Genomic DNA, 16,361 nt, shown 5'->3' with positions numbered 1-16,361 from the left:
TTTACAATCCACAATTCTCACGAATATATTTACGTGCTTTAACGGCATATTCAAAAGGATTAGCAATAGCTGGGTCCTGTTCAGCTTCTACAACAAACCATCCTTCATAATTCGCTTCACTTAGCAGTTTAAAGATAGGTTTAAAATCAATTAGACCATCTCCTGGTACTGTAAATACTCCTTGTTTAACTCCTTGAAGGAAGCTCACCTTTTCATCACGAACCTTCTGAGCTACATCAGCACGAACATCTTTTAAATGAACATGGTGAATACGGTCCATATACTTCGTTAATACCTCTAAATAATCCTCTCCTGAGAAAACTAAATGCCCTGTATCATATAAAAGAGAAACCTTATTTGGATCAGTTCCTTCCATTAGACGAGTAATTTCTTCTGTCGTTTGAACACCAGTCCCCATATGATGATGGTAAACAAGCTTCATTTCTTTTTCAGCTGCAAGGTCACCAAGACGTTGAATTCCATCAAGAAATACCGTCCATTCTTCCTCGGAAAACACTGGTTTATTTTCAAATAAAGCCGTGTCCATTTGACCTTGAATACTGTTGCCTTGTTCGGATACAACGATAACCTTTGCACCCATAGCATGTAAAAAATCACGGTGGACTTTAAAATCCTCAGCTGTTTCTTCAAATGGTTTAGAAGTTAAGAATGAACTAAACCATGCACTGGCAATCTCTAACCCACGAATCGATAAGTATTTATTCAATATTACTGGATCACGCGGATACTTATTTCCCACTTCACTACCGGAAAAGCCTGCTAAAGCCATCTCACTAATACATTGCTCAAATGTCACAGTTCCACCAAGTTCAGGCATATCATCGTTCGTCCAGCCAATTGGTGCTATAGCTAATTTTACTTGACCCTCTTTGAACATATCTGCTTTCCTCCTAGTATGTGCGTGCTTTATCTAGATTGATTTTTTTATCTTCAAATGCTTGTTGGATACTTTCTTTTTCTGAGACTTCTGCTACCCCTACATTCCACCAGGAATCGTAGCCATCGCTCATCGTTTTCGGTAGTACTTTTATATCAATGAGGGTGCTAACGGTTTGATTTTTCGCATCAACCAACGCTGCTTTTAGTTCTTCAAGAGTACGAACGGAATAGGTTTTCACACCATACCCTTCTGCTACTTTTGCAAAATCAATGGTCATGATGTTTCCATCCATCTTACCGGTCTCTGGATTACGTTTTCTAAATTCTGTACCAAAACTTCCCATTCCGTTACCCATTTGAAGATTGTTGATGCAGCCGAAACCTGAGTTATCAAACAATACAACATTGATTTTCTTACCTTCTTGCAAGGAGGTAACAAGCTCTGTATGAAGCATTAAGTAGCTTCCATCCCCAGTCATGGCATAAACTTCACGCTCTGGTTCAGCAAGCTTCACACCAAGTGCGCCAGCAATTTCATAACCCATGCAAGAATAGCCATATTCCATATGATACGTATTACGGGTTTTTGAAACCCACATACGTTGAAGGTCACCCGGAAGACTTCCCGCTGCACCAACAACAATAGCATGATCATCGACAAGGTGGTTGACAAAGCCAAGTACAGATGTTTGTGTTAATTGAGAGCCAAAAACCTCTACATATTCTGGAAGTTTATCATCTAACTGGCCAGCTATTTCTGGCTTAAATCCTTCACCATATTTGATTTCATATAATCGATTCAATTCCCTCTGCCATGCTTGCTTTGCATCTGTAATTTCACTTTCATAAGCCGTTTTGTATGGACCTAGTTCCTCTGAAATTGCATTTAGCCCTACTTTTGCATCAGCCACTACCTTTACTGCATCAAGCTTGGCAGCATGGAATTCAGAAATATTGATAGTTAAAACATCTGCTTCGGCAAACAAATGCTTAGAACCGGTTGTAAAATCAGTGAAACGAGTTCCTACCCCTATTATTAAGTCAGCATCCTTTGCAATCTGATTTGCTGCAAGGTTTCCTGTTACTCCAACGCCGCCAAGGTTTAATGGATGGCTGCTTTCCACAGCACTTTTGCCAGCTTGTGTTTCACCAAACGGAATGTTGAACCTCTCTGAGAATTCAACTAATGCATCCGCAGCCTCTGAGTAGCGCACCCCGCCACCTAAAATTAGTAATGGCTTTTTCTTTGATTGAATAAGTTTCACTGCATCTTTAATGCTTTCCAAGGATGGCTGACGGCGTTCAATACGATGAACACGCTTTTCGAAGAAGCTCACCGGGAAATTCCATGCTTCCCCTTGAACATCTTGTGGCAGCCCAATGGTTACCGCACCAGTATCAGCTGGATTTGTTAAGACGCGCATCGCATTCAACATCGCTGACATTAGTTGCTCTGGACGTGAAACGCGGTCCCAATACTTACTTACAGCACGAAACGCATCGTTTGTTGAAATTGATAGATTATGTGTTTGTTCAATTTGCTGTAAAACTGGATCTGGCTGGCGAGTTGCAAACACATCACCAGGTAATAAGAGTACCGGTATATTGTTAGCGGTTGCAGTTGCAGCAGAAGTTACCATGTTTGCAGCTCCTGGTCCTACGGATGAAGTACAAGCCATGATTTGTTTGCGATGCTTTTGTTTTGCAAATGCCATCGCTGCATTTGCCATTCCTTGCTCATTTCGTCCTTGGTAAACCTCAAGGTCTCCTGGGTTTTCTTCAAGTGCTTGACCAAGACCGACCACGTTTCCATGACCAAAAATTGTAAAAATCCCTTTAATAAATCTTTCTTGTTTCCCGTCAAATTCTACATATTGTGCATTTAAAAATCTCACAAGTGCCTGAGCTGTTGTTAAACGAATGCTATTCACAATCTATTCTCCTCTCGATTATGGTGTTGAAGATTTGATGGCCTTTATTTTCACATAATAAAAGGAAGTGGACGAGCTACTTCATCCCACCACTTCCCTTTTTATAGATTCAATTACTTCATGTAACGAGCAGTTAGCATTTTCTTTCTAGTGTAGAATTCAACACCGTCTGTACCATTAGCATGTAGATCTCCATAGAAGGAATCCTTATAGCCAGAGAATGGGAAAAATGCCATTGGGGCTGGAACACCAATGTTGATTCCAAGCATGCCGGAATCTATTGTTTCACGGAATTGACGTACAGCAATTGCGCTATCAGTATATAAGCAAGCACCATTTGCGAAGTTAGAGTTGTTTGCAACGTCAACCGCTTCCGCTAAATCTTTCACACGGACAATCGAAAGAACTGGAGCGAAGATTTCATCCTGCCAAATTTTCATTTCTTGAGTTACATTATCAAAAATTGTTGGTCCAACGAAGTATCCTTTTCCAGTTACTTCTGCATCTTTACGACCATCACGTACAATAGTTGCACCTTGTTCAACTCCAGACTCGATGTAGCCAAGTGTACGAGCTTTGTGGTTTTCACGGATAACCGGTCCTAAGAATACGTCCTCTTCAAGTCCGTTTCCGATCACAATATCATCTGCCGCTTTCTTTAATCTTTCAATTAACTCGTCAGCAATTGACTCTTCTACTGTTACAACTGCAGCTGCCATACAACGCTCACCAGCAGAGCCGAATGCTGCACCGATAATTTGATTTACTGCATTATCAAGATTTGCATCACTTAATACAATAGAGTGGTTTTTTGCACCAGCAAGTGCTTGAACACGCTTAAGGTTAGCGGCTCCTGTTTTATAAACATATTCTGCGACTGGTTGTGAACCTACGAATGAGATAGCTTTAACAAGCTTGTGCTCTAAAAGTCCGTTAACTACGTCATGAGCTCCGTTTACAATGTTAAGAACACCCTTTGGTAGACCAGCTTCTTCAAATAGTTCAGCTAGACGCTGTGCAAGAAGTGGAGTACGCTCAGATGGTTTTAATACGAATGTGTTACCGCAAGCAATTGCAAGCGGGAACATCCAGCATGGAACCATCATTGGGAAGTTGAACGGCGTGATTCCCCCTACAACCCCAACTGGGTAACGATACATACCAGACTCAAGTCCACTCGCGATATCTGGAAGTTGCTTACCCATCATTAAAGTTGGAGCTCCAGCTGCGAATTCAACGCACTCAATCCCACGAAGAACTTCACCTTGTGCTTCTTTGAAGCTTTTTCCGTTTTCGATGGTAACCAATTTAGCAAGCTCATCCCAGTTTTCAACCAAAAGCTGTTGATACTTGAAAAGAATACGAGAACGTTTTGGTACTGCTGTTTGAGACCACGTTTTGAATGCTTCATCTGCTACACGAACAGCCTGATCTACTTCTTCTTTTGTCGAAAGAGGAACAATCGCAATTTCTTCTCCTGTCGCTGGATTATATACGACTTCTCTTTGTTCTGAACTTGAATCTACCCATTCGCCACCAATGTAGTTCTTTAATGTTTTTACTGTTGTTTGTGTCATTTAAAATCTCCCTTTCTATTATTCAAGATAATGTTTGCTTTCAAAATAAAGATAATTTAATGAGAACAAGCCCCAGGTTATTATTTTAGAAATCTGATTACTTAGCTGGTTCGTAAACTGCTGTTTCCATATGTTGGTTTAGCTCTTCATTTGTCGGCATTGCATCAGAACAGCTATGACGTGAGATAACAATAGAAGCAGATGCACTTCCCATCTTCATTGCCTCAGAAACCTCTTTTCCGTTCATCAATCCATAGATGAATGCAGAAGCATATGAATCACCTGCCCCGAATGTTTTAAGGACTTTTGCAGGGAAGATCCCGCTACGGTGAGAGTTACCATCTTTCGTATAACCGATAGAACCTTCCCCTCCGTGTTTGATTACCACAAGGTCAGCTCGGTAAGAGAACCATCGGGATGCTGTATAGGAATCATCAGATTTATCGATATTAAGTAGTTTTTCCATCATATCGAACTCTTCACGAGTACCGATAATCACTTCACATTTTTCAGCAGCCAAGTTGTAGTATACTGCTGTTTCTGCTTCGTCTGTCCAAGAGTAAGGACGGTAGTCAAGGTCAAAGAAGCAAGTCACATTATGTTTGTTTGCATATTCAAGTGCTAAAAATACAGCTTCACGAGATGGACTTTTTGCTAGGGCAGTACCAGAGATTAATAGTGCTTTTGATTGTTTAATATATTCTTCATCTACCTCAGAAGGATGAAGTTTCAAATCTGCTACGTTATCGCGGTACATTAAAATGCTACAATCAGTTGGGCTCTTGATTTCTGTAAATGCAAGCCCAGTAACTGCACCTGTTTTGTCAACTGTTACACCGTTTGTATCAATATTGTTTTCCTCTAAGTAATTTGTGATGAATCGACCCATTTGGTCGTCAGATACTTTTCCAATAAAACCTGTTTTCTGACCTAATCTTGCAGAACCGATTGCGATATTAGCAGGTGATCCTCCAACATATTTTGTAAAAGTACTAGTTTCTTCCATTGGCCGGTTTGTTTCATTCGCATTTAAATCGATACATAGGCGCCCAATAGCAATAATATCAAGCAGCCGATTTTGTTCAAACTTAAGCGGGTTCATACTATCCTTCCTTTCGTCCTACTAGTTTGCTACTTTCTCAGTTACTTGTTCTAACGTAACTGGAGCCCCAGTTTCAAGCGATTGTTTTGCAGCTTTTGCAATACGTTCTGCTTGCAAACCATCAAAGCCCGTGCAAGTTAAATCACCATTTTCAAGAATTGCTTTTGCGAACTCAGTTACTTCATCAATATAGGCTTGAGTATAACGTTCAAGGAAGAAGTAAAGCGGTTTCTCTTTTAATACAGATTCAGCAGTAGATACCTCTACATTCGTAGCACGGTTATTATCAGCTTGGGCTGCACCCTTGTCTCCGAAGATTTCTAGGCGCTGATCATACCCATAAACTGCTTGGCGGCTATTATCAATTACCCCAAGTGCACCGTTGGCAAATTTCAAAGTAACAATCGCTGTATCAATATCTCCCGCTTCACCGATAGCTGGGTCAACCAGTACCGCACCATGGGCAGATACCTCTACAACTTCACTCCCCATCACATACCTTGCCATATCGAAATCATGAATCGCCATATCCATGAACAAACCACCTGAAGTTTTTATATAATCAACACCTGGTGGTTGAGGGTCACGTGATGTGATTCTCAAAATATGAGGTATCCCAATCGTTCCATCTTGAACAAGAGAACGAATTTTCTTGAAATTCGGATCGAATCGACGGTTAAAACCTACTTGAAGTTTAACCCCAGCCTTATCGACTTCAGCAAGCGCTTCTTCTGTCTCTTCAACTGAGAAGCTTACTGGTTTTTCACAGAATATGTGCTTACCAGCTGCTGCTGCTTCTTTAATTAGATTTGCGTGCGTAGTTGTAGGTGAACAAATAAACACCGCGTCAATCTCTGGATCATTTAACAAAACCTTGTAATCTGTTGTTAAAACTTCAATTTGCTTCTCTGTTGCCCATGTTTCAAGATGATCAATTACAACATCGGAAACACCTTTTATTTTGATTTCTGGCACTAATTTTAAGTTGTCAACATGTAATCTCCCAATTCTTCCTGCACCAATAATCCCCAAAGTTAACTTTTGCATTTCAACATTTCCTCCTAAGGTAAATAAAGGTTAAGCGTTTTCTCACCTAATATTATATACATGATATATCTATAATAACAAGGGAATTCAGAAAATTCCCCTAAAAAAGTAAAGCGCTTAACCAATTTTTAATAACCAGCCTTATATACTGGTCACTTGCTCAAGATGGTGGTTCTACTTTTATATCCTTTACTGAATGCCGTTCAATCAGTTCTGGAACTAACATAATTCTATGTCCAGGCATTGCTGGGTTTTCAACTGATTTTAATAAATTTTGAATTGCATAATGAGCCAACTCATCGATTGGTTGAGCAATTGTGGTTAATCCCGGGTCGGCCAATTCTGCTTGGATCGTATTATCAAAACCAATTATTGAAATTTTATCTGGGATGGAAACCTGCTTTTTTCTTGATTCATTAGCGAAAATAGTTGCAATTAAATCGGTTCCAGCAAAAACGGCTGTTGGTCTATTTTCCATACCTAATATGATTTGTGCAGCATTTTTCGCATCTTCTATCTTTGATTTAGAATGAATCAATAGGTTTTCATCAAACTCAACTCCTTCTTCCTGAAGGGATTGAATAAAGCCTTGAATCCTCAATCTTCCACTCGTGCGATTAGTCTCTGCAATTACAGCTATATGGTGGTGACCTTTTTCTAATAAGTATCGGCCAGCAAGATATCCTCCTCGAACATCATCCGTTGTTACGACATGTGAAATAAAAGAAGGATGGTCGATAGTGAAAAACAGATGTGGAATTTTTTTACTAGCTAGCTTTTTATACACATTAAGATCTTTTGGCTCCGTTGCAATAATAATACCGTCTACCTGTTTTTTTAACAGAAGCTCCAAATATTCATGCTCCCGTTCTGTTTGGTAATCAGTGCTGCATAATATAATGGCGTAATCAGTTTCCCGTGCACTGTTTTCTAATGCACGGGAAACTTCCGCAAAGAAGGGGTTCGCAATATCTGGGATGAGCACACCGATTGTATACGTTTTCTTCCCAGTTAATGCAGCCGCCACACTACTTGGTTGGTATTCCAATTGTTCCATAATCTTCGTAACCATTTTTCGTGTTTCTTCACTAATTCTGCCAGTATTATTAATCACTTTAGACACAGTTGCAATCGAAACCCCTGCTTTTTTAGCAACATCATATATAGTGGGCTTCATAATCTTCATACTCCTTAAAAGTTAATTCCTTCTTCTATATTAGCATGAAGAATTTTATTTAGGTAACACTTATTCGGAGATGCTCTTTAAGAAGTCTAATTGTTCTTGGGCGTTTTCTTTCGTAATAATGTCAATACCTGCATCGATTCTTTCATCAATTGACTCACCTTTCATTACCTTCAAGGCATTTTCAACACCTTGGTATCCCATGTTATATGGAGATTGAGCAATTGTTCCAGCAAGCTTTCCATCTAAAATTGATTGAACAGCTTCCTCAGTACCATCTGTACCAATTACCTTCACATCCAGATTCTCTGCTTGCACTGCACGCAATACACCAATTGCCATGTCATCGTTAGCAGCAAATACACCTTTTATATCTTTATCATTCTGAAGGATGTTTTCCATTACAGACATTGCCTTTGCTTTATCGCTATCTGCCGGTTGTTCGGCAACTACTTCCATACCTGCTGCTTCAAGAGCTTCTTTCGCACCTTTAATACGCTCATCAGTTGCTGGATTTCCTAAAGCTCCGGAAATAAGTACAACTTTATCTCCTTTTTCAAGCATTGAAGCAAGGAGCTTACCGCCTTCTTGACCTGCTGTAAAGTTTTCTGTTCCAATGAAAGTTGTTTTTCCTTCAAACTCTACATCTGTATCAATCAATAGAACTGGAAGCCCAGAACTTGAAGCATTTTCTAATACCGGGACAACAGTTTCTGGCTGAGAAGGAGCCACTAATATCGCACCCGGTGACTGACTAACCTGATCCTCAAGCATATTGACCTGTTGGATAACTTCTGATTCTGCAGCAGGTCCAACAACAGTTACATCTACACCAAATTCTTCCCCTGCAGCCTTGGCACCCGCTTCTACATACTTCCAATATGGGCTGGATAAAGTTTTTAATACAACCGAAACAGATTCTCCTCCTCCACCATTGCTGTCACCTGATGAACTTCCACCAGTTTCCCCACTACCTGAACAACCTGCTAATGTCATTGCTGATAGAGCCAATGCAGCTCCGAATAGTTTGAATTTCTTTTTCAACATAGTAATTACCCCCGTTTGATATATTTTAAATTTAATTACTACCTAACTAGAAGACTCTTACTTTCTTTTTTTACGCTGACGTAAAACGTCAACATAAACCGCTGCAATGATGACGACTCCAATTAGCGCCATTTGAGAGTCGGCTGATACATTAAGAAGATTGAGACCATTACGGAGTACAGCAATAATCATAGCTCCTATTAATGTACCTGCTACTGTTCCAACGCCTCCTAAGAAGCTAGCCCCACCGATAATAACCGCTGCAATTGCATCTAGCTCATAGGTAACACCAGCGAGTGGGAAGGCAGAGTTCACTCGTCCCACCATAACTAAACCAGCAAGCCCAGCCATGAAACCACTGATGGTGTATACGATAATTAATACTCTGTCTACTTTAATACCAGAAAGTCTTGCAGCTTCAGGGTTACCTCCAATAGCGTAAATATATCGACCTGTCTGTGTTCTTGTTAAAAAAATATGCATGACTACATAAACAAAGATAACCAAGATAAAACTAACTGGGATGGGACCAACAAACTCCCGTCCAACGAATTGAATAATGTATGGGAAACCAGCAATTGGTGCTGCTGCTGTAACAAGTAAAGCAATACCACGTCCGATAAACTGCGTACCTAAAGTTGAAATAAATGGATGTGGTAATCGTAATTTCGTTAAAAGCACACCATTAAGCAATCCGAAGCCCGCACCTACAGCAAGACAAACAATAATTCCAAGTACTGGATTTAAGCTCATACTAACTGAGACAATTCCCATGATCATGATGGATACAGCAAGAATAGAACCTACTGATAAATCAATCCCTGCTGTCAGGATTGGAAGAAGCATACCAATCGCAAGGAGCGCATTAATAGAAGATTGTCGTGCAATATTCATTAAGTTATTAACTGTTAAAAACTTATCTGACAAAAAGGTAAGTATTCCTGATAAAAGAATTAATGCTAGTAGTGGTGCTAGTTTAGCTAAGTATGTTTTAATGGTTTTCTTTTCCGTTATGTTTTCCTGCTTTTTATCTACTATAATTTGGCTCATTGCTTCATCCCCCCGTAGCCGCTTTCATTATTCTTTCTTGAGAAGCCTCATGAATTGGTAAATTCGCAGTTATTTTCCCTTCGCTCATAACATATACCCTATCGCACATTCCAAGGATTTCTGGAAGATCAGAAGATATCATCATGACGATGGAACCGTTTTCAACAAGTTGATTCATCAAGCGGTACACCTCAACCTTCGCTCCAACATCAATACCCCTTGTCGGTTCGTCGAAGATAAACACTTTCGCCTGTGTACATAGCCATTTTGCAATGACCACTTTCTGCTGGTTACCGCCACTAAAATTGCGTGCATGAAGTTCAATATTATTTGGACGAATTTGTAATTCTTTAATGTATTCTTCTGCCTTCGCTCGAATATCCTTTAAATTAATGAGTTTAGCTTTGTTTTGAAACCCTTTCATATTTGCTAAAGCAATATTGATATCTGCAGCCTGATCTAGTAGAAGCCCTTCACTTTTTCGGTCTTCCGTAATAAAAGCAATCCCTGCATCGATGGCATCACGAGGATTTTTAATTTGGACTTCTTGCCCATCAATCAATATTTTCGCATCCTTATTCCTTGGATCAGCGCCAAAAATAGCTCTTGCAAGCTCTGTTCTTCCCGCACCGACAAGTCCAGAGAACCCAACTATTTCTCCGTAATTAACAGAGAAATTAACTGGTTGTTCCGTTCCCTCTACAAGCATATTTTCAATACGGAATCCTTCTTCTCCAAGTGTAAAAGACTGCTTTGGAAACTTTTCATCTAACGAACGCCCTACCATTAATTCAATCCAATAGTCCGGATCTGTATCTTTTACTGGTAGTGTATCGATTTTATATCCATCTCTTAGAATTGTAATCCTGTTACCCATACGTTTAATTTCCTCTAAACGATGAGAAATAAAAACAATTGCAATCCCTTTTTCAACTAAGCCCTCAACGCAGCTGTATAACTGCTCTACTTCTTGAGCACTTAAACTTGAAGTTGGTTCATCCATTATGATTAGTTTTGCATCAAGGGCAAGCGCTTTCGCAATTTCGACAAGCTGCTGCTGGCCAATCCCCAACTCCCCTAGTTCCATTTCTGCAAGCTCTGTTTTTTGACCTAAGAGAGATAAACATCGTTTCGCTTCAGTAATCATCGCTTTTCGATCAAGCATGGAAAACTTTCCACCCTGCTTAAGCTCTCTTCCTAGAAAGATATTTTCATAGACCTTCAGCTCTGGTATAACATTTAGTTCCTGATAAATAGTAGCAATTCCTAAGTTCATTGCATCGATAGGGTTATTGAGCTGGACTTTTTCCCCTTCCCAGTAGATCTCTCCAGCATCCTTTTCATACGCACCAGTTAGTATTTTAATGAAAGTGGACTTCCCAGCACCGTTCTCCCCTAATAAAACATGTACCTCAGCCGCTTTGACATCCAAGTCAATCCCTTTTAATACGTGGTTTGAGCCAAAGCTTTTTTTAATTCCTTTCATTTCGAGAAGGCTCCCTGCATGAGCTACCATGGACAGACCCCTTTCCTTAACTGCCTCTATATAGGCGAAGTAAGCGTTTTCTTATTTTGATTATATCCATTTAGTACCAACACATCAACACTTTTTTGAACTTTTTTTATCTTCTTTTGAAAAAAACATTATAAAAACATCAATTAATTATCACAACTTAACCAATAGTTACCCCTTAAACTTCCACTTTATTGCCTGAATGATAAGATTCCCTAGCTGCATAAGCAATCTCTAATGCCTTTACCCCATCTTCAACCGTCACACGCGGAACTGCTTTTTCTAAAACCACTTTAAAAAAGTCCTCTAATTCAAGTGTGTAGGCATCAGTAAATCTAGTTGGGAAATCTGGCAGGATATCATGTGTATTGCCTGCTTTGGTTAAAATCTGGATATCATGCTGACGAAGGTTTCCAATAAAGATGGACCCTTCTCTCCCAATCACTTCTGCTCGAATGTCATAGCCATAATAAGCATTCCGGCTTGCCTCTACATCTCCAGCTGCACCTGAAGTAAACTCAATATAAGTTAGGGCTTGATCAACATCATTGTATTTCTCCATAAATGGGTATTTTAGCACCTTTCCGTTAGCGCTTACATTTTGTATCTCTGAATTCATTAAATACCGCGCAATATCAAAATCATGAATCGAAACGTCGATAAATAATCCACCACTATGTTTAACAAACGATTCGTGTGGAGCAACTGGGTCACGCGATATCCCACGGAAATATATCGGTTCTCCAATATCACCCGCCGCGATTCTTTTTTTGGCAGCATCATACGCAGGGTCAAATCGTCGCATAAACCCTACTTGGCAAATGGTTTGGTTTTGTTCCATGATTGATTTAATTTCAAGCGACTCTTTCAAATCAATAGTAAGCGGCTTTTCAACAAAAATCGCCTTTCCTGTTTCTGATGCTCTTTTTAACAAGTCAAAATGTGTATTTGTTGGAGACGCAATAACCACCGCTTCAATAGTGTCATCCTGGAAGATCTCATCAGGATTAGTCGTAAATTTAGGTACTTCTAGATCTGCTGCTACCTTTTGTGCCGATTCAAGGTTGACATCACAGATAGAAACAAGTTCTGCATTTCGGCTTTTAGCAACATTTAAAGCATGCCAATATCCTAGTCTCCCAAGTCCAAAAACAGCTGTAAGGACCTTTTTAGTCATTATGCATCCTTCTCCTTTTGATCGATTTTTATCTTCATAGAATTGTTTTGCAACGATTGGTAGGCTTTTTCAAGGTAACGTGCAAGCTGAATTGAGTTTTCTGCATTGTAATCAGGCTGTTTCTTCTCAAGAATGCAATTATGAAAATGTTCGACCTGATTTAAATATTGATCATCCTTCCATCTTTCAAAAAGAATGATATTCCCACCATGATCTTTTACCGTAATTTTCCCAAATTGATCAACAGATACATCTGGTCGAAAAGAAGAGTCAACCGTGATCACTCCTTTAGGTCCAAAGATTTCATATCGATTTGTAAATGGAAGTTCCATTGAAGCAGATACTTCCGCCGTTCTCTTTTGATCATCGATCATCACACAAGTGGAGGTTGTATCAACGCCATATTCCTCAGGTACTTTTCCACTCATTGAAATTTCACAGGGCTTAAAACCAACAATTTGAGTGACTGCATGCAAACCATAACACCCCACATCACGCATTGCACCACCACCCAGTTCACTATTTAGGCGAATATCTCCGGAATTCTCAAGCATCCACGAGAAATGAGATTTTACATGGCGGAATTCTCCAATGATCCCAGACGAAAGCAATTCCTTTGCGCGGGCATGCTGACTATGAAATTGGTACATAAAGGCTTCCATGAACACGACACTATTATCTTCCGATGCTTGTTTCATAGCTTGCATTTCAAATTCAGATAGCGCTGCTGGTTTTTCAAGTAGTACATGCTTTCCATGCTGCATCGCCTTAACAGCCCATTCAGCATGAAGTGAGTTTGGTAGTGGAATATATACTGCGTCGATATTCTTATCTTCTAATAATTGTTCATATCTTCTATATGTAACTGGTGCTTTGAATCGCTCTGTCTTGCCTTTACTTTTCGAGGCTACTGCAACTAATTCTGCCTTATCTGATCGTCGTAGTGCTGGGACTAATTCATCATAGGCAATATTTGCTGCACTCAGAATTCCCCATCGGACTTTTCTCATCTTCACACCTCCAATACAAGTTCACAAAATTTTAGTTAAGCGCTTACCTTAAAGATATTATCCTATCAATTTCCAATATTCAATATATATTTTTAATGAAAATAGAATTTTTTTTTCGTAATTCTTGTTTTCATTTTTCTTATATAACATTACAAGCATATTACAAAAACTACTTACCTCGTGAATTATTAATTCTACTGAACAAACTACAAAAGTGATTTTCTGGTAGTTAGATGATCTATTTTTTAAATTGTTATAAAAAAACTTAGGCTTACCGCCAAGTCCTAATAGCAAAAGCCTTTATCTTTTCTTATTGAACTATAATCTCATAAATGTTTTCTCTTGGGATATTAGTAAACAGCTATATATATTAAAATTAAGTATTGTAAGAAAGGTTTATCATCACTAGTAGATATGTTAATCTTTTTTTCTCTCTAAACTTTTCATCTATGAAATTTAATACATTATCCAATTGAAGCATCAATAAAGGTAAGAATGTCTGACAAAATAAACAACGGAATCAATTAACACATGATTCCGTTGTTAGGCAATATTTGAATTATTGACGCATTTTGCATAATTTTTTCTTATAGACTGATTGATCATTTAACTACGCTTTACCTTAATTGCGCTAGCTCTACTGCTCTTTCACTCCATCAAAATTTTGTGATTCAAAGCTTTCAAGCAATGCACGCACTTCATCTGTTGATTTCGTATTCATTAATCTATTTCTTAACTCACTTGCCCCTCGAAACCCTTTAACATAGATCTTAAAAAAGCGATGAAGAGCCGTGAACGGACGAAGCTCTAAACCTGAATATTTATCATGAAGATCCATATGCAACCTTAAGAGATCCAGCAATTCCTCACTACTATGTTCTCTCGGTTCTTTCTCGAAGGCAAATGGATTATGGAATATACCTCGTCCAATCATAACACCATCAATACCATATTCCTGAGCAAGCTTTAAGCCAGTTTGATAGTCTGTGATATCTCCATTAATCGTCAAGAGTGTATCTGGAGCCACCTCATCACGAAGCTTCTTAATTTCCGGGATTAGTTCCCAATGAGCAGGTACTTTGCTCATTTCGTCTCTTGTACGCAGATGAATGGAAAGATTGGCAATATCTTGTTTTAAAATATGTGTCAGCCATTCGCGCCATTCGTCTAATTCCGAGAATCCAAGCCTTGTCTTTACACTTACAGGCAATCCCCCTGCTTTTGCAGCTTGTATTAATTCTGCTGCAACATCTGGACGACGAATCAGGCCACTTCCCTTTCCGTGCTGTGTCACATTAGGTACTGGACAACCCATATTGATATCGATTCCCTTAAATCCAAGTTCCGCCATACCAATACTCATTTGCCTAAAGTACTCAGGCTTGTCCCCCCATATATGGGCTACAATCGGTTGTTCATCCTCTGTAAAAGTCAAACGCCCACGAACACTTTTTTTCCCCTCTGGGTGACAATAACTCTCCGAATTCGTAAACTCGGTAAAAAACACATCCGGCCTTGCTGCTTCACTCACTACATGACGAAAAACAACATCTGTCACTTCTTCCATTGGTGCTAATATAAAAAATGGTCGTGGTAAGTCACGCCAAAAATTGTCGGTCATCTTAAACTCAAATCCTCTCATAATGGGATGTTTGATTAACCTCTTATCCCAAAATTAAAAAAGCAAATGGTTCTGCTCCTTTAACACTTATACCATGCTTGGGTACTTTTTATCAAATTGATTTGACTTGTTAATTTTTGCTTCTTTATTATTTAGTCTATCCGCTAGGTTTTAGTTGTTTATGTTAATTTCCTTTTATCAAAGTTTGGTGTTAACATCCCGAATTTCTAAAGCACTGTCATCATAATTGCCTACTAATGGAATCTATTGAGCTTTGTCTTTTTTACTGAAATATGGACCGCACCATCCTGTTTCATGAGTTTTTACATAAGTCCAACTAAACTCTTTATCTACTACGTAAATATCCTCTTCATTTACAAAGTCTTCAGCTGTAATAAATGTAGCATTCTCAAGGATAAAAGCATCATCTAAATGCTGATAAAAAACATAACAAGACTTTTTCATCTCTTTATTAAACGCTATATCAGCCTGTTCCTCCTTTAAGCATTTCCTTCTTTCATAACTAAATAAATGCCATAAGTAACCACAAAGGCCATCTTCGTCATAAAGATAAATAGATTCCTTTTCCTTATTACTGAGATGATTGGCAAAGCTTTCTTCCCACTGCTTTCTTAAATATACTCCCCACTTAGGTATTTCTATTACTTTCACTTTTTTACTTCTAATAGATTCCACCATATTCATTATATAATCCAATCTATCACCTACTTTTTATGATAATAAACTCTTTGCTATCTAAGAATTTTTCAATGTAGAACCTGGAAATATTGTTTACCATATATCGAAAGAGGAATGTATCGTTCATATCCGTAAAGACCCGTTGATGAGGATGAGACAAATCTAATGAAAATAACATTTTATTGACAACTTATTAAATCATCACTTTTAGTTACATTTCAAAGAAGAACGTTGCATGCAGGCAGGATTACATCATGCCGCCTGTAAAGTTATCCATAATAAGGGAAAAACAGTGAGGTGTTGCCTTAGTTTCTATATTCAATTACTCTTTGGTCATCTTATGAAATAATTAACAAATATTACATATTTATACATAAAATAAGATGTTAGTCCCATTCTTAACATCTGGACAAATGATATACTGTGAAGTAGTTCAAGAATATTTACAAAGATTTTTATACCAAATTAATAATTTTTATCAAGTTGTGTGTGCTATTAAATCAA

General features: G+C 38.7%; 13 protein-coding genes. All 13 read right to left on the bottom strand.

What is annotated here, in order from left to right; all coding sequences use genetic code 11:
• Position 1: 1 nt before the first annotated feature.
• The 13 genes from iolE to ACEWK1_RS05470 all read right to left on the bottom strand — a co-directional run bounded on the left by iolE (position 2) and on the right by ACEWK1_RS05470 (position 15,863).
• Positions 2-898, bottom strand: coding sequence for a myo-inosose-2 dehydratase (iolE, locus tag ACEWK1_RS05530; RefSeq protein ID WP_247339277.1), 897 nt, complete (start codon positions 896-898; stop codon positions 2-4).
• A 13-nt stretch (positions 899-911) separates the two neighbouring features.
• A complete protein-coding gene (iolD, locus tag ACEWK1_RS05525) occupies positions 912-2,831 on the bottom strand; it encodes a 3D-(3,5/4)-trihydroxycyclohexane-1,2-dione acylhydrolase (decyclizing) (protein WP_379053542.1) in 1,920 nt (639 codons plus the stop codon).
• A 113-nt stretch (positions 2,832-2,944) separates the two neighbouring features.
• On the bottom strand, positions 2,945-4,408 hold the full coding sequence (locus tag ACEWK1_RS05520; RefSeq protein WP_379053544.1) for a CoA-acylating methylmalonate-semialdehyde dehydrogenase: 1,464 nt from the start codon (positions 4,406-4,408) through the stop codon (positions 2,945-2,947).
• Between the two features lie 97 nt (positions 4,409-4,505).
• Complete coding sequence (iolC, locus tag ACEWK1_RS05515) at positions 4,506-5,510, bottom strand: 5-dehydro-2-deoxygluconokinase (RefSeq protein ID WP_379053546.1); 1,005 nt, start codon at positions 5,508-5,510, stop codon at positions 4,506-4,508.
• Positions 5,511-5,531: 21 nt separating this feature from the next.
• Entirely contained in the window at positions 5,532-6,557 is a 1,026-nt protein-coding gene (gene iolG, locus ACEWK1_RS05510; protein WP_247339275.1) for an inositol 2-dehydrogenase, read from the bottom strand.
• 160 nt (positions 6,558-6,717) lie between these two features.
• The gene (locus ACEWK1_RS05505) at positions 6,718-7,734 is read right to left on the bottom strand and encodes a LacI family DNA-binding transcriptional regulator (protein WP_247339273.1); all 1,017 of its coding nucleotides are present in this window, start codon (positions 7,732-7,734) and stop codon (positions 6,718-6,720) included.
• A 69-nt stretch (positions 7,735-7,803) separates the two neighbouring features.
• A complete protein-coding gene (locus ACEWK1_RS05500; RefSeq protein ID WP_379053549.1) occupies positions 7,804-8,787 on the bottom strand; it encodes a sugar ABC transporter substrate-binding protein in 984 nt (327 codons plus the stop codon).
• A gap of 57 nt (positions 8,788-8,844) precedes the next feature.
• The gene (locus ACEWK1_RS05495) at positions 8,845-9,837 is read right to left on the bottom strand and encodes an ABC transporter permease (protein WP_379053551.1); all 993 of its coding nucleotides are present in this window, start codon (positions 9,835-9,837) and stop codon (positions 8,845-8,847) included.
• 4 nt (positions 9,838-9,841) lie between these two features.
• On the bottom strand, positions 9,842-11,323 hold the full coding sequence (locus ACEWK1_RS05490; protein WP_379053553.1) for a sugar ABC transporter ATP-binding protein: 1,482 nt from the start codon (positions 11,321-11,323) through the stop codon (positions 9,842-9,844).
• Positions 11,324-11,528: 205 nt separating this feature from the next.
• On the bottom strand, positions 11,529-12,527 hold the full coding sequence (gene iolG / locus ACEWK1_RS05485) for an inositol 2-dehydrogenase (protein WP_247339268.1): 999 nt from the start codon (positions 12,525-12,527) through the stop codon (positions 11,529-11,531).
• Positions 12,527-13,537, bottom strand: a complete 1,011-nt coding sequence (locus ACEWK1_RS05480; protein ID WP_379053555.1) for a Gfo/Idh/MocA family protein — start codon at positions 13,535-13,537, stop codon at positions 12,527-12,529. The genes iolG (ACEWK1_RS05485) and ACEWK1_RS05480 overlap by 1 nt, the downstream gene beginning before the upstream one ends.
• Positions 13,538-14,174: 637 nt before the next feature.
• The gene (locus ACEWK1_RS05475) at positions 14,175-15,158 is read right to left on the bottom strand and encodes a tRNA dihydrouridine synthase (RefSeq protein ID WP_379053557.1); all 984 of its coding nucleotides are present in this window, start codon (positions 15,156-15,158) and stop codon (positions 14,175-14,177) included.
• Positions 15,159-15,422: 264 nt separating this feature from the next.
• Entirely contained in the window at positions 15,423-15,863 is a 441-nt protein-coding gene (locus ACEWK1_RS05470) for a DUF4275 family protein (RefSeq protein ID WP_247347082.1), read from the bottom strand.
• Positions 15,864-16,361: the final 498 nt, after the last annotated feature.

It is taken from the genome of Metabacillus sp. YM-086 (assembly GCF_048059995.1).
Lineage (GTDB): Bacteria > Bacillota > Bacilli > Bacillales > Bacillaceae > Metabacillus > Metabacillus litoralis_B.
Note: the sequence above shows the minus strand (reverse complement) of the source record. Positions and strands in the feature narration are given on the sequence as shown.